At 39.4% G+C, this 23,785-nt stretch carries 27 protein-coding genes; 26 read left to right on the forward strand and 1 reads right to left on the reverse strand.

Annotated elements, in window-relative coordinates; all coding sequences use genetic code 11:
- Nucleotides 1–45: 45 nt before the first annotated feature.
- The 16 genes from aroC to IE222_RS08725 all read left to right on the forward strand — a co-directional run bounded on the left by aroC (nt 46) and on the right by IE222_RS08725 (nt 14,588).
- Nucleotides 46–1,218 carry a chorismate synthase gene (gene aroC, locus IE222_RS08650; protein ID WP_191272162.1) on the forward strand — a complete coding sequence of 391 codons (1,173 nt, stop codon included), beginning with the start codon at nt 46–48 and terminating at the stop codon, nt 1,216–1,218.
- Nucleotides 1,218–2,288, forward strand: coding sequence for a 3-dehydroquinate synthase (aroB, locus tag IE222_RS08655; protein ID WP_191271797.1), 1,071 nt, complete (start codon nt 1,218–1,220; stop codon nt 2,286–2,288). The genes aroC and aroB overlap by 1 nt, the downstream gene beginning before the upstream one ends.
- A 21-nt stretch (nt 2,289–2,309) precedes the next feature.
- Entirely contained in the window at nt 2,310–2,681 is a 372-nt protein-coding gene (gene aroH / locus IE222_RS08660) for a chorismate mutase (RefSeq protein WP_191271798.1), read from the forward strand.
- A gap of 39 nt (nt 2,682–2,720) precedes the next feature.
- Nucleotides 2,721–3,812: a histidinol-phosphate transaminase gene (gene hisC, locus IE222_RS08665; RefSeq protein WP_191271799.1), complete on the forward strand. Its 1,092-nt coding sequence runs from the start codon at nt 2,721–2,723 to the stop codon at nt 3,810–3,812.
- A 66-nt stretch (nt 3,813–3,878) separates the two neighbouring features.
- Nucleotides 3,879–4,985, forward strand: coding sequence for a prephenate dehydrogenase (locus tag IE222_RS08670; RefSeq protein ID WP_191271800.1), 1,107 nt, complete (start codon nt 3,879–3,881; stop codon nt 4,983–4,985).
- A 23-nt stretch (nt 4,986–5,008) separates the two neighbouring features.
- On the forward strand, nt 5,009–6,298 hold the full coding sequence (aroA, locus tag IE222_RS08675; protein WP_191271802.1) for a 3-phosphoshikimate 1-carboxyvinyltransferase: 1,290 nt from the start codon (nt 5,009–5,011) through the stop codon (nt 6,296–6,298).
- A 105-nt stretch (nt 6,299–6,403) separates the two neighbouring features.
- On the forward strand, nt 6,404–7,303 hold the full coding sequence (locus tag IE222_RS08680) for a hypothetical protein (protein ID WP_191271804.1): 900 nt from the start codon (nt 6,404–6,406) through the stop codon (nt 7,301–7,303).
- A 25-nt stretch (nt 7,304–7,328) separates the two neighbouring features.
- Complete coding sequence (locus IE222_RS08685) at nt 7,329–8,594, forward strand: tetratricopeptide repeat protein (protein ID WP_191271806.1); 1,266 nt, start codon at nt 7,329–7,331, stop codon at nt 8,592–8,594.
- A gap of 30 nt (nt 8,595–8,624) precedes the next feature.
- Complete coding sequence (locus IE222_RS08690; protein WP_191271808.1) at nt 8,625–9,191, forward strand: ReoY family proteolytic degradation factor; 567 nt, start codon at nt 8,625–8,627, stop codon at nt 9,189–9,191.
- A 244-nt stretch (nt 9,192–9,435) separates the two neighbouring features.
- Nucleotides 9,436–9,900 carry a YpiF family protein gene (locus IE222_RS08695; RefSeq protein WP_191271810.1) on the forward strand — a complete coding sequence of 155 codons (465 nt, stop codon included), beginning with the start codon at nt 9,436–9,438 and terminating at the stop codon, nt 9,898–9,900.
- A gap of 138 nt (nt 9,901–10,038) precedes the next feature.
- A complete protein-coding gene (locus tag IE222_RS08700; protein WP_275671450.1) occupies nt 10,039–10,545 on the forward strand; it encodes a QcrA and Rieske domain-containing protein in 507 nt (168 codons plus the stop codon).
- 3 nt (nt 10,546–10,548) lie between these two features.
- Nucleotides 10,549–11,223, forward strand: a complete 675-nt coding sequence (qcrB, locus tag IE222_RS08705; protein WP_191271812.1) for a menaquinol-cytochrome c reductase cytochrome b subunit — start codon at nt 10,549–10,551, stop codon at nt 11,221–11,223.
- 65 nt (nt 11,224–11,288) lie between these two features.
- Nucleotides 11,289–12,059 (forward strand): menaquinol-cytochrome c reductase cytochrome b/c subunit, encoded by a 771-nt coding sequence (locus IE222_RS08710; RefSeq protein ID WP_191271814.1) that lies wholly within the window; start codon nt 11,289–11,291, stop codon nt 12,057–12,059.
- Between the two features lie 323 nt (nt 12,060–12,382).
- Nucleotides 12,383–12,976, forward strand: coding sequence for a lipoprotein heptaprenylglyceryl N-acetyltransferase LhaT (lhaT, locus tag IE222_RS08715; protein WP_191271816.1), 594 nt, complete (start codon nt 12,383–12,385; stop codon nt 12,974–12,976).
- A 78-nt stretch (nt 12,977–13,054) separates the two neighbouring features.
- Nucleotides 13,055–13,849, forward strand: a complete 795-nt coding sequence (gene ypjB, locus IE222_RS08720) for a sporulation protein YpjB (protein WP_191271818.1) — start codon at nt 13,055–13,057, stop codon at nt 13,847–13,849.
- A gap of 58 nt (nt 13,850–13,907) precedes the next feature.
- Nucleotides 13,908–14,588 carry a zinc metallopeptidase gene (locus IE222_RS08725; RefSeq protein WP_191271820.1) on the forward strand — a complete coding sequence of 227 codons (681 nt, stop codon included), beginning with the start codon at nt 13,908–13,910 and terminating at the stop codon, nt 14,586–14,588.
- Between the two features lie 28 nt (nt 14,589–14,616).
- Here the strand turns inward: IE222_RS08725 and IE222_RS08730 are convergent, their stop codons facing one another.
- The gene (locus tag IE222_RS08730) at nt 14,617–15,489 is read right to left on the reverse strand and encodes a YitT family protein (RefSeq protein WP_191271822.1); all 873 of its coding nucleotides are present in this window, start codon (nt 15,487–15,489) and stop codon (nt 14,617–14,619) included.
- A gap of 201 nt (nt 15,490–15,690) precedes the next feature.
- Here IE222_RS08730 and IE222_RS08735 point away from each other — a divergent pair, with 201 nt between their 5' ends.
- The 10 genes from IE222_RS08735 to panD all read left to right on the forward strand — a co-directional run bounded on the left by IE222_RS08735 (nt 15,691) and on the right by panD (nt 23,742).
- On the forward strand, nt 15,691–16,026 hold the full coding sequence (locus tag IE222_RS08735) for a nucleotide pyrophosphohydrolase (RefSeq protein ID WP_191272166.1): 336 nt from the start codon (nt 15,691–15,693) through the stop codon (nt 16,024–16,026).
- A 14-nt stretch (nt 16,027–16,040) separates the two neighbouring features.
- The gene (gene dapB / locus IE222_RS08740) at nt 16,041–16,844 is read left to right on the forward strand and encodes a 4-hydroxy-tetrahydrodipicolinate reductase (RefSeq protein WP_191271824.1); all 804 of its coding nucleotides are present in this window, start codon (nt 16,041–16,043) and stop codon (nt 16,842–16,844) included.
- A gap of 12 nt (nt 16,845–16,856) precedes the next feature.
- A complete protein-coding gene (gene mgsA, locus IE222_RS08745) occupies nt 16,857–17,276 on the forward strand; it encodes a methylglyoxal synthase (protein ID WP_191271826.1) in 420 nt (139 codons plus the stop codon).
- On the forward strand, nt 17,266–17,973 hold the full coding sequence (gene bshB1, locus IE222_RS08750; RefSeq protein ID WP_191271828.1) for a bacillithiol biosynthesis deacetylase BshB1: 708 nt from the start codon (nt 17,266–17,268) through the stop codon (nt 17,971–17,973). The genes mgsA and bshB1 overlap by 11 nt, the downstream gene beginning before the upstream one ends.
- Before the next feature lie 3 nt (nt 17,974–17,976).
- The gene (gene bshA / locus IE222_RS08755; RefSeq protein ID WP_191271830.1) at nt 17,977–19,104 is read left to right on the forward strand and encodes an N-acetyl-alpha-D-glucosaminyl L-malate synthase BshA; all 1,128 of its coding nucleotides are present in this window, start codon (nt 17,977–17,979) and stop codon (nt 19,102–19,104) included.
- A gap of 10 nt (nt 19,105–19,114) precedes the next feature.
- The gene (locus IE222_RS08760) at nt 19,115–20,314 is read left to right on the forward strand and encodes a CCA tRNA nucleotidyltransferase (RefSeq protein WP_191271832.1); all 1,200 of its coding nucleotides are present in this window, start codon (nt 19,115–19,117) and stop codon (nt 20,312–20,314) included.
- On the forward strand, nt 20,299–21,276 hold the full coding sequence (locus IE222_RS08765) for a biotin--[acetyl-CoA-carboxylase] ligase (RefSeq protein WP_191271834.1): 978 nt from the start codon (nt 20,299–20,301) through the stop codon (nt 21,274–21,276). Before IE222_RS08760 ends, IE222_RS08765 begins: the two co-directional genes overlap by 16 nt.
- Before the next feature lie 383 nt (nt 21,277–21,659).
- Entirely contained in the window at nt 21,660–22,496 is an 837-nt protein-coding gene (gene panB / locus IE222_RS08770) for a 3-methyl-2-oxobutanoate hydroxymethyltransferase (protein WP_191271836.1), read from the forward strand.
- Nucleotides 22,493–23,353: a pantoate--beta-alanine ligase gene (gene panC, locus IE222_RS08775; protein ID WP_191271838.1), complete on the forward strand. Its 861-nt coding sequence runs from the start codon at nt 22,493–22,495 to the stop codon at nt 23,351–23,353. The genes panB and panC overlap by 4 nt, the downstream gene beginning before the upstream one ends.
- A gap of 5 nt (nt 23,354–23,358) precedes the next feature.
- Nucleotides 23,359–23,742: an aspartate 1-decarboxylase gene (gene panD / locus IE222_RS08780; protein WP_191271839.1), complete on the forward strand. Its 384-nt coding sequence runs from the start codon at nt 23,359–23,361 to the stop codon at nt 23,740–23,742.
- Nucleotides 23,743–23,785: the final 43 nt, after the last annotated feature.

Genomic DNA, 23,785 nt, shown 5'->3' on the forward strand with positions numbered 1-23,785 from the left:
TGATACATAATTCTTTAATGAGTTGAAGGGGGAAAGAGAATGGGAATGAGATATTTAACAGCAGGTGAATCCCACGGACCACAATTAACAACGATCCTAGAAGGTCTTCCTTCTGGAATGCCATTACTAGCAGAGGATATTAATGAAGAACTGTCAAGACGGCAAAAAGGTTATGGACGAGGCAGAAGGATGCAAATAGAGAAAGATACTGTCGAAATTAAGTCTGGGGTAAGACATGGGAAAACCCTCGGTTCGCCTATAACATTAGTTGTTGAGAACAACGATTGGAAGCACTGGACAAAAATTATGGGTTCTGAACCTCTTGAAGAGGGACAAGAGGATGAAATAAAACGCAAAGTAACTCGTGCCCGCCCAGGACACGCCGATTTAAATGGCGCCCTTAAATACGGACACAGGGATATGAGAAATGTACTTGAGCGCTCTTCAGCACGTGAAACAACCGTTAGAGTGGCGGCGGGTGCAGTCGCAAAAAAGCTTCTTTCTCTGGTAGGTATAGAAATTGTTGGTCATGTTGTAGAGATTGCTGGCATAAAGGCACAAGTGGATCACTCATTGACAATGAAAGAGTTAAAAGAAAGAACTGAAAATTCGCCTGTCAGGGTTGCTGATCCAAGTGTTGAGCAAGAAATGATGAATGCAATTGATGAAGCGAAGAAAAATGGTGATTCCATCGGCGGTGTGGTTGAAGTAATTGCATCTGGTTTACCTGCCGGTGTAGGCAGCTACGTCCATTATGATCGAAAACTAGATGCCAAATTAGCAGCGGCAATTGTCAGTATAAATGCCTTTAAAGGTGTGGAAATTGGTATTGGCTTTGAGGCAGCAAGGAAGCCGGGGAGCGAAGTTCATGATGAGATCGCTTGGGATCCTAAAGAGGGTTATTATCGTAAAACAAACCGCCTTGGAGGTTTTGAAGGTGGAATGACAACAGGGATGCCAGTCGTTGTTCGCGGTGTAATGAAGCCAATCCCAACCCTCTATAAACCACTTATGAGTGTCGATATTGAAACAAAGGAACCGTTTGCTGCAAGTGTTGAGCGATCTGACAGCTGTGCAGTGCCGGCGGCTGCCGTTGTAGCAGAACATGCCGTTGCCTGGGAGCTTGCGTGTGCCCTTGTTGATCAATTTTATAGTGATAGGTTTGATACATTTGCGGAAGAAATTAACAAACAGCGAGATTATGTGAGGGAATTTTAATGGAGACAATCCATATTCAAACGGTGTCTAAAAAGTACAATGTTTTTGTTGGGGAAGGTATAAGTCAAGACATTGCCGCTTTTTTAGCTTCTAATTTTCGTAAGCTGACACGAGTTTTAATCATAACGGATGAAACAGTTGCTGAACTTCACCTTAAACACCTGCTTCCACAGTTGAGTGAGTGGAACCCAGTTGTCTATACAGCACCAAGCGGGGAAAAGGCAAAAACCTTTGAAGTATATTATCAGGCATTGTCTGAAGCGCTTGAAAATCACCTTGACCGAAAATCACTCATATTAGCTTTAGGCGGAGGGGCAGTCGGGGATTTGGCTGGTTTTGTAGCCGCTTCTTTCATGAGAGGAATTCCCTTTATCCAAATCCCCACGACCATTTTAGCGCATGATAGTGCCGTCGGTGGGAAAGTAGCAATAAATCATCCGCTTGGAAAAAATATGATAGGTGCTTTTTATCAGCCGGAAGCTGTTTTTTATGACTTGGATTTCCTTAAATCACTTCCGGCAAAAGAAATCCGTTCTGGTTTTGCTGAAGTCATTAAGCACGCATTAATCCATGATTCGACTTTTTACAATTGGCTTATTTCAAATATTAATGATTTAAACGATCTTACAATGAATCAGCTCTCTTATTCATTGGTGAAGGGGATTCAAGTTAAGAATCATTTTGTCAGCCAAGATGAAAAAGAAATGGGCATTCGTGCGTATTTAAATTTTGGGCACACGCTTGGACATGCGATTGAAGCCGAGATGGGATATGGTAATTATACTCATGGCGAGGCTGTAATGATTGGGATGATTTTTGCTTTGAAGCTAAGCGAAGAGCTATCAGGACTTTCGTTCAATCTTGAGAAGTTTACTACCTGGGTCGAGAAACTAGGGTATCAAACCAAAATTCCACATCATTTGTCATATGATAAGCTCTTAAGCAAAATGAAACAGGACAAAAAGTCTGTTGGTGAATCTGTTCGCTTTGTATTACTTGAGGAAGTGGGACGGCCAATTTTAAGAGAGATTGACGATTCGCTAATTTTAGACAGTCTTCAAAAATTTTAAACTGCAAGGGGGGAGTTTGGCATGATCAGAGGAATAAGAGGGGCGACTACTGTTAGCAATAATTCAGCAGAAGAAATTCTTACTGCTACGGAAGAATTAGTTTCAAAAATAATTGAGCTAAATAAGATTGATCCTGATACAGTTGCCTCTGTTTTTATTTCAACAACCGAGGATATCACAGCTGTTTTTCCTGCAAAGGTATTACGCAATTTTACCGGCTGGACATATGTACCAGTAATGTGTATGCAAGAAATCCCAGTTCCAAATTCGTTAACTAAGTGCATTCGGGTAATGCTCCATGTCGATACTGACATTGCTCAAACAGAAATTAATCATGTGTATTTAAATGGTGCAAAAGTCTTACGTCCGGATCTAGACGAAAGTCTTATTTAATCGAGGCTAAAATTAATGTGATGAATGGAGTGGAGAAATATGAGATTTAAGGAACAATTATTATCATTGACCCCTTATCAGCCAGGAAAATCAATTGAGTCAGTAAAACGGGAATACAATCTAGAGCAAATCGTAAAGCTGGCATCAAACGAAAATCCTTTTGGCTGCTCAGAAAAGGCTATAGCTGCACTTCAAGAGAACCAAGTAAGTTTAGCCATTTATCCAGATGGCTATGCAACCTTGTTAAGGGAGAAGCTTGCAGCCTTTCTCAATGTTTGTGAGAATGAGCTGATTTTTGGAAATGGCTCAGATAATCTTATTCAAATGATTTCAAGAGCCTTGTTACATCCAAATGCCAGCACAATTATGGCGGACCATACCTTCTCACAATATAAACACAATGCTGTTATTGAAGGAGCTATTATTAAAGAGGTACCAACTATTAATGGCGAGCATGACCTTGATGGAATGCTTGCAGCGATTGATGAAAAGACAAATGTGATCTGGGTTTGCAGTCCAAACAATCCAACAGGTACATATGTATCAGAACAAAAATTAATTAATTTCTTGGATCAGGTTCCGGAACATATACTTGTCGTTCTAGATGAAGCTTATTATGAATACGTTGTGGCCGAAGATTATTATGAATCCATCAGCTTGACCCGAAAATACAAAAATTTAATCGTTTTAAGGACATTTTCTAAAATTTACGGATTGGCTGCACTAAGGGTTGGATACGGAATTGCATCCCCTGAAATTATCAAGGCGCTTGAACCTGCTCGTGAGCCATTTAACAATAATTCTTTTGGTCAGTTAGCGGCTGCTGCAGCCATTGCCGACCAAAAATTTGTAGAAATATGTAAAGATAAAAATCGACAAGGTTTGGCACAATTCTATGATTTTTGTGCGGAACATGGATTACAGTATTTTCCATCTCAAACCAATTTTATTTTAATTGATTTTAAGATGGATGCTAACCAAGTGTTTCAATATTTACTAGAAAGAGGATTCATTGTACGATCTGGAAAACCGCTCGGATTCCCAACCTCTGTGAGGATTACAGTTGGTTCCTTTGAGCAAAACGAAGGTTTAATAAAGGTGCTGGGAGAATTTTTGAAAGAAAACAAGTAAAGATAAGCGGCTTTCTTGCTTTGAAAAGCGGATTAAATCCACTTTTCTATTTAGGGGGAATTAACTTTGAACGGCCGGGTTTTTGTTATTGGTTTAGGACTTATAGGTGGTTCCTTAGCTCTTTGTATTAAAAAGCAGCATAAAGAGGTAACCATCAAAGGGTTTGATATAAATAGGGAACAGGCAAGGCTTGCCAAAATGCTGGGAGTAATTGATGAAGCCGCGGAAAATATTCCGGAAGGGGCAAAAGATGCTGATTTAATCATTATTTCTGCACCCGTCAATGATACGAAATCAATCATCCAGGCACTTTCAAATTTACCATTAAAGCCAGAGGTCATTGTAACTGATACTGGCAGTACGAAAGTAACAATTGTCAATACAGCAAGCATTTTAAGGAAACAAGGAATTACTTTTATTGGCGGGCATCCAATGGCGGGTTCACATAAAAGTGGTGTTTCCGCAGCGAAAGAAATACTATTCGAAAATGCCTTTTACCTTTTAACACCTGATGATAATGTCGAAGCAGTTAAAGTTGAGAGGTTAAAAGAATGGCTTAAAGGCACAAATGCGAAATTTTTAACCATTGCCCCTAGTAACCATGATTATTTAACGGGGATTGTCAGCCATTTTCCACATATCATTGCTGCTTCTATTGTACGTCAGACAGAAAAATTATCGGAATCAGAGCATTTGATACCTCGTCTAGCTGCAGGCGGATTTAGAGATATTACCCGTATTGCTTCAAGCAGTCCAAAAATGTGGAAAGATATTTTACTCCATAATCGAGAGGTTTTAATAGAGCTTCTTTCACAATGGCAGGATGAAATGAACGGGGTAAAGGATCTGCTGGAAACGGGAAATGGTGAGGAAATTTTGGATTATTTTTCTCAGGCAAAGCGATTTCGCGATGGCTTGCCACAGAAGGAAAAAGGGGCAATTCCTTCTTTTTATGATTTATATGTTGATGTCCCCGATTACCCTGGGGTTGTTTCAGAGGTAACTGGATATTTGGCGCAGGAAAAAATCAGTATTACAAATATCCGTATCCTTGAAACGCGGGAAGATATCATTGGTGTCCTTGTAATTAGTTTCCAAACAGAAGAGGACCGCGAACGGGCTGAAAAATGTATCTTATCCTATACTAGCTTTAGTACGTCCTACGGGTCCTAAAATGATTGTAAAAAGGTGATAAAATGGAGTCAGTAAAACTAAAAACGAATGTAAATAGATTGAATGGCAAAATTGAAATACCTGGTGATAAATCAATTTCCCATCGCTCTGTCATGTTTGGTGCGATTGCACATGGTGAGACGACGGTAACGAATTTCCTGCCAGGTGAGGATTGTTTAAGTACAATTTCCTGCTTTCGTAAGCTCGGAGTAAGGATTGAGGAGGAAAATGGCAAGCTCCGGATTTATGGTGCAGGGTTTGAAGGATTATCGGAACCTAGTGAATTATTGGATGTTGGAAATTCCGGTACAACGATTCGATTATTGATGGGAATTCTAGCAGGCAGACCATTTTTCTCAACACTTGTTGGCGATCAATCGATTGGCAAAAGACCAATGACTAGAGTTACCGACCCATTAAAGCAAATGGGGGCAGCAATTGATGCAAGGCAAAATGGGGCCTACACCCCAATCGCAATTCGTGGCGGTAATTTAACCCCCATCCATTATCAGTTACCAGTTGCCAGTGCTCAAGTTAAATCGGCACTGATTCTTGCTGGACTGCAGGCAGACGGAAAGACAACAATCCTTGAACCCGCTGAGACAAGAGATCATACGGAAAGAATGATTCGTCAGTTTGGGGGGGAAATTGAGAAGGACAATCGAGTAATAATGGTAGAAGGCGGTCAAAAGCTGACGGCTCAGGCGGTTCATGTTCCTGGAGATATATCATCCGCTGCGTTTTTCCTTGCTGCTGGAGCAATTGTACCAGAAAGTAATATTACTTTAAAAAATGTCGGGTTAAATCCGACAAGGACTGGCATGATTGAAGTATTGAGAAGAATGGGAGCTAATCTTGAGCTTATTCAAAAGAATAAGGATTCCTATGAACCGTCGGGAGACTTAGTCATTAAAACTTCAAACTTAACAGGAACGGTCATTGAAGGCGATATTATTCCAACGCTTATTGATGAAATCCCGATTATTGCATTAATGGCGACACAGGCAAATGGGACTACTGTTATAAAAAATGCTGAAGAATTAAAAGTGAAGGAAACAAATCGGATTGACACTGTGGTGGAGGAACTTCAAAAGCTCGGGGCAGCAATTGAGGCAACTGCGGACGGTATGATTATCCATGGTAATTCTAGATTAACCGGCGGTACGGTCTCCAGCCACGGCGACCACCGCATTGGCATGATGCTTGCGATTGCAGCGCTGCTATGCGATGGGGAAGTTCTGCTTGAAAATCCAGAAGCCATTTCGGTCTCATACCCAAATTTCTTTTCCCATCTAAATAAATTGATTCAATAAAAGCCGCTGAATTAGCGGCTTTTATTTTTGGAAATATTCTCACGATAGACATAGTTTTTTCAAATTCAGCATAGCTTGTCTTAAAAAGAGAGAAAGGGTGGCAGGATGCCGTATATCATTGAAAATGCCAATATCCTTAAAGACAAGGAGCTAACCGTCAATACATTATTAGTACAGGAAGATAAGGTATCTGCAATCTTAACCCGTTCGAAGCATTACCGATTCTTTAAAATGAATCTAGAACCGTTTATCATGACCCCGACATTTGTCCTTTTAAACTCAAAGATCTCACCGAAAGATTCCTTTCAAGAAATGAAGCAGATATTAAAAGATCAATTCTTATCAAAGGGTTGTACTACTATTTTTACGTATGTACCGGTTTCTTTCGAAAATGAACTAATGGAAAAAGTAAAGGAAATGCAAACGGTATTTATGAGCAGTCCGATTGATTATATCATTGGAATTAAAATACCATTACGGCTTCTCACTCCTTCGTTTCTGCGAAAATGTAAAAAGGAAAAAATTCCAGCTATTTTTGTTGAAATTGAGGATCAGGATGTTCTTAGTGATATTCCTTGGGGGTGGATACGGGAAGCTATGTTTCCGTACAATTGTCCGCTAATTCCATTAATTTCTTCTTCGAAAAAGAAGGAAGCTAAGGCCTTGTTGTCGAATTGGAAACATACGATGGTGCAGGAAAAAATCCCGGCAGTCTACGAGGAAATTCAAGAGAACACCCCGATTTCTAAATTTATCTTAAATAAAATCGGCCTCTATCCACAAAAATCTAGCCTTATGAATGGGACAGAATTGAGTTATAATTTATACTTTAAGGCAAGGGAAATCAAGAATGTTGATTGGTCAGATTTATTTCATTATCATAGTGATAGACTTGTTATTACAGTCCACAAAGGGAAAATTGTCCGCACTTTAAATGAGGTTTTATTTAAACCAGGTTATGGAGACCATGTAATGGTGCAAACCCCATCCTATTTTTCTTTGTAAATTTAGCAAAAGAGGTAAAAAATCTATGGATCGAGTCAATAAAATTATTCATTTGTTAGAAAACGGCCAACATAAAGAAGCCTTAGATGAATATAATGTTGTATTAAACAATGGCAGTCACGAAGAAAAATTTCTTCTTAGTGAAGAATTATTACAGTTTGGCTTCCTTGATGAAGCGAGGGCATTAATTGAAAAGTTGTTAACTGTTTTTCCAGAGGAGGGGGAACTCCTCATTCTGTTAGCTGAGATTTTAGTAGAAGCTGGGGAAGAAGAGCAGGCGATTCTCGTCTTAGAAAAGATTTCAACACAGGATACTAATTACGGACAATCATTATTGCTGCTAGCGGATCTTTATCAAATGGAGGGACTATATGAGGTTTCCGAAAATAAGATTTTAAGGGCAAAAGAACTTTTGCCGAATGAAATCATCATTGATTTTGCTCTAGGCGAGCTATATGGTGAACAGGGTGAGGTTTTAAAGGCGATGAAGGCCTATGAAGAGGTCCTAAAAGAAACAAATGAAATTGCCGGGGTCAATGTTCACAGCCGAATGGCTGATTTATTAAGTGCATCAGGTGCATTTGAAGATGCTTTAATCTTTTATGATAAAGCAATGGATGAAAAACTTGAAATTAATACCCTATTTGGTTATGCGTTTACGGCCCTTCAGGCTGGATATAATCGTACTGCTATTGAAAAGTTTATAGAGTTAAAAGAACTTGACCCTGAATATCACTCGCTTTATTTGCATTTAGCATCAGCCTATGAACGAGAGGAAGAGCTTGAAAATAGCCTTCGAACTGTTCAAGAGGGAATCAAACAAGATGAATTTAATAAAGAGTTATTTTTTAAAGGCGGGAAAATTGCCTTAAAACTCGGTATGGAAGAGGAAGCAGAGAGCTACTTACGAGAATCGCTTGTATTAGACCCTGGATATGTGGAAGCAGCACTTACTTTGAATAAACTCTTATTGCAGCAGGAACGATTTAGTGATGTGTTAGAATTAATGACAGAACTTGATTTAGCTGCAGAAGATGAACCACAGCTATTATGGGATTCCGCTTTGGCATATGCAGGTTTAGAAGAATTTTCAGACGCATTAGACAAATATGAAAGTGCATATACTTATTTTAAGAATAATGAAACGTTTTTATCTGATTATGGATATTTTTTAATTGAAGAAGGAAAAAACGCCCTGGCTGCCGAAATTTTTAAACAGATAATCAAGAAAGATCCAACTAATACAGAGGTCCTTGATTTACTTGAGCGACTTACGGAATCAGAAAAATAAAGCTTGAATATGCAGAGGAGGGAAATGACTATGGCAACCCCTGTATCTGTCAACGAGAAGAAGGATTTTATTCGTTGGTTTTTAAATCATTATCAATTAAAAAGAAGAGAATGTGTTTGGATTTTAAACTATTTAATGAGTCATGATCAGTTAATGGAAAAGGTTCATTTTGTTGAGCAAGCACAATATTGTCCAAGGGGCTTAATCATGTCAACACATTGTGTCGATAAAGTGCCGTTTCGCTTTTATAAGGAAAATGTGATGACAACTGATGCCGAGAAATCCTTTCATGATATTCGGCTTAATCGAGACGAAGATATTTATATTCAACTAAACTTTCATGCGTCTAATCAGGCACATCAATATGCAGCTGTTTTGGAGGAAAATCCTTATGTACCAAAACATTTGCAGGTAAATGAAAAAGACGGCATGATTGCCGAACAAATGCTGAAAGAAAGTATTGAACGATTTCAACGCGACAAGCTGCTGCGATTAATCGACGAGGCACTTGACAGGCAGGACCGAGAAGCATTTCAGGCTTTAACAGAAAAATTAAATCAATTATCACCATTAGTATCAAAAGAGAGTTTGCGATAAGCAGGCTCTTTTTTGGTGTAGAAGAGGGCGGAGCGCTGCAAAAATAAACCTATCTTGCTGAAATTAGTTTGATTAACAAGATTTGACAAGAGCAGTTTCGCTCTGAACACGCCGCCTCTTGTGTAAATAAACAACGATATCCAAAAAGATCCAGGGTTACTTTTTGTAAAGTTTCAATATGTTTAATTGTTTAGGGAATAATGGTACTATTGGGGTATTGAAATGAAAAAGGTTGGTGCAAAAAATGAAATGGATACCTCAAGATGTAGAAACGTACTCAAATGCGAAGGAGTATGTTGATACTGCTGTTGTGCCACTATACTCCGTAACAGTTGGAGGAGGGATCAAGCAATCAGCCGCAGCAGCTGAATTTATTACTTTATTAACGACTTATTTAGAAAAACAATTTACCGGTAGAATCTTATTATTTCCGCCTTTTACTTATCTTGAAAATGAACAGAGTGAAAGAGTGGTAACCGATTTGCAAAATTGGGAGGTAAATATTTTTGAGGCTGGGTTTAAACATGTTTTCTATATCACGTCCGATCTTGAATGGCGTGGAAGAGAAGCCCAGCTGGAAGGTTCAGTGATTTGGCTTCCATCAATTCCGCTAGAGCACATGAATGATCCTCAAAAATTAACAATGATTGATAGTCAGGTAAAACAGCTTTTAACACTTTTTACACAAAAATGGCATGAAAATGAATAAAACCACGTATATTAGCTGTTTTTAAAATAGTATGATATTGACCTTACCTGCAGATTGATATATCATTGTTATGTCCTAGTTTTATTGTGTTTAAATATGTCCGCTGGACTTAACTTCATGAATGGAGGGGGGATAAGCATGAGTAAAGATCGCGTTTCAAGACGTCAATTCTTGAGCTACACACTAACTGGTGTAGGCGGATTTATGGCGGCAGGGATTTTAATGCCAATGGTAAGATTTGCTGTTGATCCTGTGTTAAAGGCAGAAGCGGCAGGTGAATTTGTTGCAACAAAACAAAAAGTAGCAGATTTAACAAATGAACCGGTTCGTGTTGACTTTACCTATAAGCAGAAAGATGCATGGTATGAATCTGACGTTACAGAATCTGCTTGGGTTTACAAGGATGATGCAGGCAAAATTGTTGCCCTGTCACCTGTATGTAAGCATTTAGGCTGTACCGTTAACTGGAATTCGGACAAGGAGCACCCGGAACAATTCTTCTGTCCATGTCACTATGGCCGTTATACAAAGGATGGAACCAACGTTCCTGGTACACCGCCGTTGGCACCGCTTGATGTGTACCCATTCAAAGAAAAAGACGGTTATCTTTATTTAGGAAAAGCTAAACCACGGAAGGAGGCGTAATCATTGTTAAACAAAATTTACGATTGGGTAGATGAGCGTTTAGATATTACGCCTTTGTGGCGCGATATCGCTGATCATGAAGTACCAGAGCACGTAAATCCGGCGCATCATTTTTCTGCGTTTGTTTATTGCTTCGGAGGTATGACATTTTTCGTTACAGTTATCCAAATACTTTCCGGTATGTTTTTAACGATGTATTATGTACCGGATATTAAAAATGCTTGGGAATCAGTTTATTATTTACAAAATGAAGTTGCATTTGGGCAAATCGTACGTGGTATGCATCACTGGGGAGCAAGTTTAGTACTTGTGATGATGTTCTTACATACATTGCGCGTATTCTTCCAAGGCACTTATAAGAAACCTCGTGAACTGAACTGGGTTGTCGGAGTACTTATTTTCTTCGTCATGCTTGGATTAGGTTTTACGGGCTATCTATTACCTTGGGATATGAAAGCGTTGTTCGCAACAAAAGTAGGCTTGCAGATCGCAGAGGCGACACCATTCATTGGTACGTACGTGAAAGTGCTGCTTGCTGGTCATGAACATATTGTTGGAGCGCAAACATTAACTCGCTTCTTTGCGATTCACGTATTCTTCCTGCCTGCTGTATTATTTGGATTAATGGCAGCACACTTTATCATGATTCGGAGACAAGGTATTTCCGGACCACTATGATTTATTTTATAGTGGAATGTAAGTGATTTTTACTTATCTTTATAGAAAAAGGAGGGGATTGCTCGATGCATCGCGGTAAAGGTTTAAAGTTTGTAGGTGATTCACGTATTTTAGCACCTGAGGTAAGAGAACAGAAACTTCCAAAAGATTACTCCGAATACCCTGGTAAAACAGAGGCGTTCTGGCCAAACTTCCTTTTGAAAGAATGGATGGTTGGGGCAGTATTCCTTGTTGGAATTTTATGTTTAACAGTAGCACACCCAGCTCCGCTTGAAAGAATCGCGGATCCTACAGACACAGGCTATATCCCATTACCAGACTGGTATTTCTTATTCTTGTATCAATTACTTAAATATACGTATGCATCTGGTCCATATACTGTTATGGGGGCAATGATTATTCCGGGACTTGCGTTTGGTGGATTATTATTAGCTCCATTCATTGACCGCGGCCCTGAACGCCGTGCCAGCAAGCGTCCATTAGCGACTGGATTTATGTTACTAGCATTGGCAGCCATTACATTTTTAACTTGGGAATCTGTTGCGACTCATGACTGGGAAGCTGCAGAACGACAAGGGAAAATTGTCCAAAAAGTAGAAGTTGACAAATCAAGTGACGGATATCAAATCGCTAGTAAAAATACATGTATCACTTGCCACGGTGAAGATCTTCAAGGCGGACCTGCTGCTCCTTCATTAGCTAATACAGGCTTATCTGCAGATGAAGTAGCGAAGATTGCAAAAGAAGGCTATAAAAACATGCCTCCAGGAGTTTTTAAAGGTTCTGATGACGAGTTGAAAAAGCTTTCTGAATATATCTCTGGGCTTGGTAAGTAAGTATTAAACTAAAAAGCTGACGAAATTTCGTCAGCTTTTTTATTAATAAAAAGGCTGTGTTAAACTTGGCTGTTGATTTCCGCTACAGGAGCTTCGCTTTCCGCGGGCGTGCCGGCGAGCCTCCTTGGCGCTTAGGCGCCTGTGGGGTCTCCCCTGCCCCGTAATCCCGCAGGACATTGAATTACATCCTCGAATTCGCCCACGCACGAAGGAAATGCGCCAGCATTTTCGAGGAGTCTGCGCCCCTTTCGCTCCAATCAACTGAGTTAAAAAATCAACAATGACCTTTAACACAGCCAATAAAAAAGTAACGGGGTGTTGTTGTGCGCTGGATTTATCCGCTATTAGCAAATCGTTCCATTCTTCTATTATTGTTAATTGTTAATATTGCGGGAACTGCTTATGGGTATTATTGGTATGGGTGGCAATTGAAAGAAACACCTGATATTTTTCTGGCGTTTGTACCTGATAGCCCGACTGCCAGTCTATTTTTCGTTTTTGTACTGATTGCCTTTTTATTAAAAGGGAACTGGCCATTACTGGAAGCTTTTGCAATTGTAACTTTATTTAAATATGGTATTTGGGCAGTTGTCATGAATATCTTGGTTTATTTTGTACAAGGAGAGCTGGACTGGGTAGGTTTTATGTTAATATTCTCGCATTTTGCCATGGCCATCCAGGGAGTCCTATTTGCGCCTTTTTACCGTTTTAAAGGCTGGCATCTAGTGGTTGCAGCTATTTGGACATTACATAATGACGTTATTGATTATGTCTTCTTCATGCTCCCGAGCTATCATATGCTGGACCAATTCATTCCGCAAATTGGGTATTTTACATTTTGGTTATCTATAGTATCGATTGGAATCGCCTATTATCTAGTTACTCGTCCAGGAAGTTTTAAGCTGGAAATAAAATAATTATTATTCATCATTTAATATGGTCTAACCTTGTCCACCCCTTCATACACTTTATTAGTAACGAAAGGGGGGACAATTGTGAAAATAAAATGGCTTTATTTATTAGCAATCATCTTGATACTTACTCCCATAACAGTACATGCTGAGGTACAAACACCAATGGAGAAATTGGATGATATATCTGATGAGGCACTCCAAATGGTGAAGTTCCATAGATATGAAGATGCAAAGAAATTACTAGATTATTTTTCAGATCAATTTACAAGTGTTTCGGGCAGAGAGCAGCCGTTATCAATGGATGAGGTCAGGATCATTCACACCTCCCATGACGAAGCAATGGAAGCTGCTGTCAGCCCTACAATGAATCACGAAGAACGTATTAATAGGCTGACGAAATTCCGACTTGTCATTGATGCCATTGTCACAAGCCATCAGCCTTTATGGACGGAAATGGAAAACCAAATCATGACAGCATTTACGCACGCAAAAGTTGCCGCGATTCATGGTGATACCGCAAAATTTCATTCAAACTTTAATAATTTTTTATCATTGTACAACGTTATTTATCCGAGTATGAAAATTGATGTACCGGCAGAGAATATACAAAGATTAGATGCACGGATTAAATTCATCGATAATTATCGCTCAGAAATGATTAAAAATGAAGAGAGTAAGACGGAGCTGGAAAAACTTGATACAGATTTAAAAAATCTTTTTGCTAATATGGAAGATGATGAAGCTGATCCCTCACTCTGGTGGGTAATAATATCAACAGGCAGTATAATTATCATGACTTTGTCTTATGTTGGATGGAGAAAGTATCAAGGTGAGAAAGAAATAAAGAAAAATCGCTCCAGAGAGCATAAAGATTGACGCGTCTAATCGGCTTAATTAAAATATTATCAATACAAGCTGGTTAGGAGTGTAGAAATTGTACCTTATCTATTTTGCGATCATTGTCTTAATTCCGTTATGGGCTCAAATGAGAGTGAAAAGTACTTTTGCTAAATACTCACAGGTGCCTTCCGCCACATATAGAAGCGGAGCAGAGGTCGCGAGAGGAATTTTAAACGCTAATGGATTATTTGATGTCAGTGTCGAAGAGGGACAAGGATTTTTAAGTGATCATTATGACCCCCGCTCGAAAACAGTACGATTATCACCACAAAATTATCACGGTCAGTCTATTGCGGCTGCTGCTGTTGCTGCACATGAATGTGGACATGCTATCCAAGATTCCGAAGGCTATGCCTTCTTACGATTCCGTTCAGCGCTCGTACCTGTTGCAAACTTTGGATCTAATGTATCTTGGATACTGATTATGATTGGGATATTTGCTCATTTTTCGGGTTTACTATTAATCGGTATTCTTTTTATGGCGGCTGCTGTTCTTTTTCAAATTGTAACGCTCCCAGTTGAGTTTAATGCCTCCAGCAGGGCGATGGATCAAGTGGTTTCTCTAGGATTAATCGCAAACCGTGAAGAGCGGGAAGCGAGGAAAGTTCTAAATGCTGCAGCACTCACATATGTTGCTGCCGCAGCCGTTGCAGTTCTTGAACTTTTAAGGCTTGTGCTTATTTTTACAGGCATGAATCGCAGCAATGAAGACTAAAAAGGCAATGTCTTAGCGGACGTTGCCTTTAATCATTTATTGGCATTTTATTTTCATCCAGTGTAAATCCTTCACCTTGTACATCATGGACGACAGAAACGGATACAAATGCATGCGGGTCAACAGAGGTAATGATATTTTTTAACCGAATGAGTTCATTTTTAGCAACAACACAGTACAAAACTTCTCGTTCATTCTTCGTGTAGGAACCGTAACCTCTTAGTACGGTAACGCCGCGTTCCATCTCTTCCATGATCTTTTTGGAAATCTGTTCGTTTTGTTCTGAAATGATCATCGCTCCCCGAGCAGAATAGGCCCCTTCTTGAATGAAATCAATTACGCGTGCTCCAACGAATACAGCAACCAGCGTATACATTGCCTGTTTGTAGTTTAGGTAAGTAAATAATGACAGCGTAATGACACAAGCATCAAACAAGAACATTGTTTTCCCCATATTCCAGCCGATGTATTTTTGAACTAGCCTGGCAATAATATCCACTCCGCCCGTAGTGCCGCCAAAACGAAAAATAATTCCCAAGCCAATCCCTGCTAAAACACCGGCAAAAAGAGCTGCTAATGTTAAATCGTGCTCAAGCGGCATCTCAATTGAATTGCGCTGAAAGATCCAGAGAAAAATGGAAACACCAACAGTTCCGATAATCGTGTATAAAAAGACATTCCTACCAAGCAGCTTCCAGCCAATTAAAAAAAGAGGAATATTTAATAGCAGGTTAGTATAAGATGGGTCCCAGTTGAACAAGAAATAGAGTATGAGGGTAATTCCGGTAAAGCCGCCCTCAGCTAATTTATTTTGCATATTAAAATTAACGAGACCAAAGGACATAATGGCTGTTCCCAAAAGGATAAAAAGGATATTTTTTAATTTAAGGCCAAAAATCATAAACATTCCTCCCCTGCCATAATTTTCACATGATGGCGTTTTTAATTATATCTAATATAGTTTATAAGAGCAATCTACTGTAGAAAAATGTCGATATAAGCGAAAACATTTGTAAATCAAGCTTAATTTAGCTAACATAAAAAATAGAAAAATGAGATAAAAACGATGAAAAAGCAAAAAGGAAATGAGGGTGTAATTCTTATGGCAGCTGGAAAATCGATGAAAGACCTTCAGGAAGAAGTCGATTTATACATAAGTCAATTTAAGGAAGGATACTTTAGTCCGCTGGCAATGCTTGCTCGGATGACAGAAGAACTTGGTGAACTGGCAAGGGAAGTAAACCATCATTATGGTGAGAAGCCAAAGAAATCTACTGAAACAGAAAAAGCCATTGAAGAAGAGCTTGGCGATCTTCTGTTTGTCCTAATTTGTTTTGCCAATTCACTACAAATTGATTTGCAAGAGGCGCATGATTTAGTCATGAACAAGTTTAATACAAGAGATAAAAACCGTTGGACAAGAATTGAACAGGAATAATGGGAGTGAGAGGTATGAATCAAGTTAAAATTATCATTGCAGGCCCGCGCGGACGTATGGGACGGGAAGCGGTAAACTTAGTAATGAATACCGAACAATTTGAATTGACTGCCGTATTAGACCATAAATATGATGGCATGATGTTGAGTGATTTAGAAGGATTTCAGGGAGTTTCGAACGTTCTGGTTTATACCGATATTGAAAAATGTCTGCAAGAAACCGAAGCAGATGTTTTAATTGATTTAACTACACCAGAGACTGGCCCGTATCATGCTAAAACCGCCTTAAACTATGGCGTTCGTCCAGTTGTCGGGACTACCGGGTTTACGAAAGGGCAATTACAAGAGTTAGACGAGCTTTGTAAAGAAAAAGAATTGGGCTGCATAATCGCTCCAAATTTTGCTATAGGTGCAGTCTTGATGATGAAGTTTTCTCAAATGGCGGCTAAATATTTTCAAGATGTAGAAATCATTGAAATGCATCATGACAAAAAACTTGATGCACCTTCTGGCACGGCAGTAAAAACTGCTGAGATGATTGCAGCTGTAAGAGAAATGAAGAAACAGGGACATCCAGATGAGAAAGAAACGTTGCAGGGAGCCAGAGGTGCTGACTTCGATGGAATGCATATTCATTCTGTGCGCCTGCCAGGCTTAATAGCCCACCAGCAGGTAATGTTTGGATCAGACGGTCAAACGATTACCATTCGTCATGACTCATATAACCGTGCATCATTTATGTCAGGAGTAAAAGTTGCTGTTGAAACAGTCATGAAGCAGAATACATTTGTTTACGGATTAGAAAATATTTTAGATTAGGAGCTGTCCAAATTGAATATTGCTTTAATTGCCCATGATCAAAAAAAGAATGATTTAGTCCAATTTGTTACGGCTTACCAAGCCATTTTTGCAAAACATACACTGCATGCAACAGGTACTACAGGTTTACGGATTCATGAAGCAACAGGATTATCAATTACCCGTTATCAATCGGGGCCGCTTGGCGGGGATCAGGAAATTGGAGCGTTGATTGCAAAAAATCAAATGGATGCGATTTTCTTTTTTCGGGATCCGTTAACTGCCCAGCCGCATGAACCGGATGTATCAGCGCTTGTCCGTCTTTGTGATGTTTATTCTATCCCCTTAGCGACTAATATGGGTACAGCTGAATTATTAATCAGGGGATTAGACGAAGGGTTATTGGATTGGAGAAATATAGCAAGGGAGAAAGGTGTAAGGAATGGGAAATAAATTACATCTTCTTGCTTTTGGTGCCCATGCTGACGATGTTGAAATTGGCATGGGAGGGACGATTGCAAAACTAACTTCGGAAGGAAAAAGGGTCGGTATTTGTGATTTAACCGATGCTGACCTCTCTTCAAATGGGAATATCGATTTGCGGAAAGAAGAAGCAAGAAAAGCTGCTGACATTCTAGGACTATCAGTTCGCACTTCATTTGGTTTTCCTGACCGAGGGTTATATTTAAAAGAAGAATACATAAATGAGATTGCTAAAATCATTCGAATGTACAAGCCGAAAATTGTTTTTGCTCCATATGTAGAAGACCGCCATCCCGATCATGGTAATTGTGCCCGGCTGGTGGAGGAGGCAGTATTTTCGGCTGGCATAAAAAAATATCAAACACCTGGATGCGAAGAGCCGCATAAGGTGGAAAGAGTATATTTTTATATGATAAATGGCTTTCATCAGCCGGACTTTCTGCTGGATATTTCATCGTTTATTGATCAAAAGCTTTCGGCATTAAGAGCTTATAAGAGTCAATTTGAAAAAACATCTGACAGCTTCAATACACCGCTTGTCAATGGGTATATTGAAACGGTGGAAGCAAGGGAAAGAATGTTTGGAAAACTAGTAAATGTACCATATGCTGAAGGCTTCAAAACAAAAGTTCCAATCCTTTTGAAGCATGACTTGTTAGGAGAATAATAAATGAGGAGACTTAAAATAGGGATTACCTGCTACCCGACTGTGGGCGGTTCGGGGGTAGTCGCAACAGAACTTGGTAAAATGCTTGCAGAAAAAGGACATGAAATTCATTTCATCTCCTCAAGCATCCCCTTTCGATTAAATAAAATATATCATAATATTTACTATCATCAGGTTGATGTCAATCAATATTCTGTATTTCAGTACCCGCCTTATGATATTGCCTTAGCCAGTAAAATGGCGGAGATTGCGAATCGGGAGAAATTGGACGTCATTCACGTACATTACGCCATTCCTCATGCTGTTTGTGCTATTTTAGCTAAACAAATGGCCGGCAGGGATTTAAAAATTGTGACGACCTTACATGGTACGGATATTACGGTTTTAGGATATGACCCTTCATTAACAGATGCCATTAAATTCGGAATTGAAAAATCCGATGTGGTCACGGCCGTTTCTAATGCATTAGTCAATCAAACACATGAGCTTATTCATCCGGATAAACATATTGAAACAGTATATAATTTCATTGATGACCGAATCTATAAAAAAACAAATACAGGCCATTTAAGAGAAGAATTTGGAATTCAAGAAGACGAAAAGGTAATTATTCATGTATCAAATTTTCGGACTGTTAAACGGGTTCAGGATGTGGTAAAAGCTTTTGCGAAAGTTTCAGCAATCATGCCCGCAAAATTACTGCTTGTTGGCGACGGACCAGAAATGACAATTATTTGCAGGCTAGTCAGAGAGCTGGCATTAGAAGATCAGGTTATTTTTCTCGGTAAGCAGGAAAATCTTGAGGAATTATATTCCATTAGTGATTTAATGTTACTGTTATCGGAAAAGGAAAGCTTTGGACTAGTTGTTTTAGAGGCAATGGCATGTGGTGTACCATGTATTGGAACAAATATCGGCGGAATCCCGGAGGTTATAGATCATGGGGTTACAGGCTATATTTGTGAAGTTGGCGATATAGAGGAGATTGCTAGTAAAGCAATTAAATTGTTAGAGGATTCAGTCCTCCATCAGCATTTTTCTGATAAATCGTTGGAACTGGTAAAGACTAAATTTAAATCAGATGAAATTGTTAAACAATATGAAAGAATCTATTACCGTTTAGTGAATTAGGTGAAACGATATGAAAGAACCATTTTTATCGGCCGTTCCGGTTTTAACGCAGCTGGAGGATGCAGGATATGAGGCTTACTTTGTCGGCGGCTCTGTTAGGGATTACCTGCTGAATAAACAGATAAGTGATGTGGACATCGCAACGAGTGCAACACCCGAAGAAGTAAAAGCAATATTCCCAAAGACGGTTGATATCGGGATTGAACATGGTACTGTTCTTGTTCTTTATGGACAGAAATCCTATGAAATTACTACCTTTAGGACGGAAGGGGATTATCAAGATTTTCGAAGACCTAAAGAGGTGGCGTTTATCCGCAATTTAAAGGAAGACTTAAAGAGACGAGACTTTACCATGAATGCAATCGCCATGGATAAAACCGGACAAGTCATTGATCCTTATAATGGACAAGAGGCGATAAAGAATAGACTGATTCAGTCAGTGGGGAATGCTGAGGAACGTTTCAGTGAAGATGCACTTCGAATGATGAGAGCGGTACGTTTTGTAAGCCAGCTCTCTTTTCATATCAATGAGGACACCATGACAGCTTTGAAAAAGCTGACCCCTCTTCTAAGAAAAATTGCGATAGAACGGAAGAGGGCAGAGTTTGAGAAACTTCTGCTCGGTGAAAATTGGCAGGAGGCACTAAGGATTATTCTCGAAGCTAATATTAATGCTTATTTACCTGGCTTGAAAAATAAACCCTTACAAATTGAAAGATTGTTAACCTATAACTGTAAAGGTTTTACAAAAGAAGAAATGTGGTCCATTCTTATTTTTTGTCTGCAGATAGATAAAAAAAATATTGAAGTATTATTAAGAGAATGGCGTCTTCCAGTTAAGGAAATTAAATGGATTCACCAGCTAATATTTTATTTAGAAGTAAGACTTCACCAGGAATGGTCTATTTATGACCTGTATAAGGCTGGCTGCAGCGTGATAGAAGCTGTCGAGAAGTTATATCACGTTATTAACGATCTTCATGACTCAGCCGGGATTCAGGAACTGCTAGAACAGTATCATAAACTACCTATTAAGAGCAGCAAGGACGTAGCGATTACAGGCAGTGATTTGATGCAATGGTTTAATCGCAGCGGTGGTCCTTGGCTAAAAGAGACATTGATGAAAACTGAACAAGCAATTTTAGATGGAAAAGTAATAAACGATAAACGTAAAATTAAGGAGTGGCTATTGGCGTGCAGTCAGAATTAAGAAAACAGCTGCTTGATGCCTTCACAAATGCCGGTGAATCCTACTTATCAGGACAATATTTAGCCGAGCTAATTGGCTGTTCTAGAACGGCAGTATGGAAACATATGGAGGAATTGAGAAAAGAAGGATTCGAATTAGAGGCAGTGAGAAAAAAGGGTTATCGGATCATCAAAACAACGGAAAAAGTAACAGCTGATGAAATTATGCTCGGTTTAACGACCAGTTTTATTGGCAGGAATATCCATTATGAAGAAAGTGTCGAATCTACTCAAAAAATTGCCCACAGATTAGCTTCACAAGGTGTTCCTGAAGGAACGGTGGTAATTGCTGACGAACAAAAGTCAGGCAAAGGAAGAATGAATCGAAATTGGCATTCGCCTAAATATACAGGGATATGGATGAGTCTCATCCTTAAACCCAATATACCACTTACGAAGGCACCGCAGTTAACCCTATTAACAGCCGTAGCTGTTGTTCAAGGAATAGAGGAAATAACGGGACTCATTCCTGAAATTAAATGGCCTAATGACATATTAATAGCTGGAAAGAAAGTGACCGGAATTTTAACGGAATTACAGGCTGAGGCTGACCAGATTCATTCTATCATTATTGGGATTGGCATCAACGTCAACCAGAAACAGGAGGATTTTCCGCTGGAGCTGCAAGAAAAGGCGAGCTCGCTCTTTATTGAAACAGGGAAAACGATCTCCCGGGCGGAATTGATTCGGTGTATTTTCATGCACTTTGAAAAATTATATACACTTTATTTAGAAAAGGGATTTATGCCAATTAAACTTTTATGGGAAGGATACGCCGTCAGTATTGGAAAAATTATTAAAGCGAGAACCTTAACCGATGTTATTGAAGGAGAAGCTTTAGGAATTACTGATGAAGGGGTATTGAAAATAGAAGATCAGTCGGGCTTCGTTCATCAGGTCTATTCTGCAGATATCGAACTTTAAATATAGAAATATACTTCTTGCATGTATCTTATAATTTTTGTACAATTTTATTGGGCAGTATCCTCGACGTGAACTGCACCTACTGAATGTGGACTACACTAAATTTAAAAAGGTTTCTGCCTAGATCCGAAAGACGGACCGGGACAGAGGGATGGAACAAGCAAAAGAGTACGGAATCCTTCTGCCTTCAGAAGGATTTTTTTATTGTCTAGCGCAAGCGTCCCAGCCCCCCGTGGTCACAAGCCAATACGGCCAAAAGGTAAAAAAACAACTTTTCGTCTAGTTTGATCTTGTCCTTGTCAGGGCTGACCAAGGCGCTTGCGCTTTTCTAATTCCTCTTTTATGTTTTATCACCTCTTCCATATTTAAGAGGAGGGAAAGTGATGAAGCAAACGACAGATTTTTTGAAAATGAAGGAAGTAAATGAAAAGATTGTGATGTTAACGGCCTATGATTATCCATCTGCAAAGCAGGCGGAACAAGGCGGAGTGGATGTCATTTTAGTAGGCGATTCGCTTGGAATGGTCGTATTAGGTTATGATTCAACTGTTTCGGTAACGCTTGATGACATGATCCATCATGCGAAGGCAGTGAAGCGGGGAGCAAAGGATACGTTTATTGTCGTTGATATGCCATTTCTCACCTATCATCTATCAGTGAAAGATACCTTAATTAATGCGGGAAGGTTGATCCAAGAAACAGGAGCGCATGCTGTTAAATTGGAAGGTGCAGATGAAGTAATTGAAAAAATAGCCGCAATCACAAAGGCGGGAATCCCAGTATGTGCGCATTTAGGCTTAACACCGCAATCGGTTGGTGTATTGGGTGGATACAAAGTCCAAGGAAAAGACGCTCAAGCGGCAAAAAAATTAATCGAAGATGCAAAAAAATGTGAAGAAGCGGGAGCGTTTGCGATTGTTTTGGAATGTGTACCAAAACAGCTTGCAAAAGAGGTGTCTAAATCTGTTTCCATTCCAATCATAGGTATTGGAGCAGGTATTGAAGTTGACGGACAGGTCTTAGTATATCACGATATATTAGGCTATGGGGTTGAGCGGGTTCCTAAGTTCGTAAAACAATACCATTCCGTTAATCCGTTTATGATTGAATCTATTCAAGCCTATGCTTCAGATGTGAAAAACAAACAATTTCCGCAAGAAAAACATACTTTTACAATGAAGGAAGAGGAATTGAAAGTCCTCTATGGGGGATTGGAATGAAGATCATTACAACCATCAAAGAACTTCAGTCAGAACTAGCAATACAAAAGAAAAGCGGCAAAACGGTTGGATTTGTCCCGACAATGGGATACCTTCATGAAGGCCACTTAACATTAATAAAACACGCAAGACATGAGAATGATCTTGTCGTATTAAGTATATTTGTAAATCCCATTCAATTCGGACCAAAGGAGGATCTTTCCACCTATCCTCGCGATTTTGAACGAGATCGGGCATTAGCCGAATGCGAAAATGTTGATTACTTGTTTTATCCCTCTGTAGAAGAGATGTACCCAAATAAAATAACAGTGCAGGCAGCGGTACAGCAAAGAACCGATGTGTTATGCGGCAAGTCCCGTCCAGGACATTTTGATGGTGTCGCAACAGTGATTACGAAACTTTTTAATATTGTGATGCCCACTAAAGCATACTTCGGGAAAAAGGATGCCCAGCAGGTTGCAGTGATTGATGGTGTAATAGCAGATTTTAATTTTCCGATTGAGCTTGTTGCCGTTGATACTGTTCGTGAGTCTGACGGGCTGGCCAAAAGCTCGCGAAATGTAAATTTGCAGCCTGAAGAAAGAAAGCAGGCTCCGGTTTTATTTAAAAGCTTAAAAGCTGCAAAAGCAGCTATTAATCAAGGGGAAAGAAATCCTGATAATATTGTCAGTGCCATAAAGGAAATGATTTCAAAGGAATCAAACGGATACATCGATTATGTTGAAATCTATTCCTATCCAGAGCTTCAGCCGGTTGAAAGAATTTCAGGCAGGGTAATTATTGCGCTGGCGGTGAAATTTACAAAAGTCCGGTTAATTGATAATCTTGTTATTAATCTCGATTTAGAGGAGGACTAATTAATATGTTTCGCACCATGATGAACGGCAAAATCCATCGTGCAACGGTCACAGAAGCTAATTTAAATTATGTAGGCAGTATTACAATTGATAAGGATCTTTTAGATGCTGTCGGCATGATGGCGAATGAAAAGGTGCAAATTGTTAATAACAACAATGGAGCACGGCTTGAAACGTATATTATTCCTGGAGAGAGAGGGAGCGGCGTTGTTTGTTTAAATGGTGCAGCTGCACGGCTTGTCCAGCCAGGTGATATCGTCATCATTATTTCGTACGTCCTTGTATCAGAGGATAATGTTGCATCACATCAGCCAAAAGTAGCGATAATGGATGAAAATAATCATATTAAAGAACTTATTCATGCTGAACCAGCACTTACAATTATGTAGAGTCCCCGAGTCATCGGGGATTTTCTTTTTACTTATTTTATGG

Origin of the sequence: Neobacillus kokaensis, from assembly GCF_014656545.1 — a bacterium.
GTDB classification, from domain to species: domain Bacteria; phylum Bacillota; class Bacilli; order Bacillales; family Cytobacillaceae; genus Neobacillus; species Neobacillus kokaensis.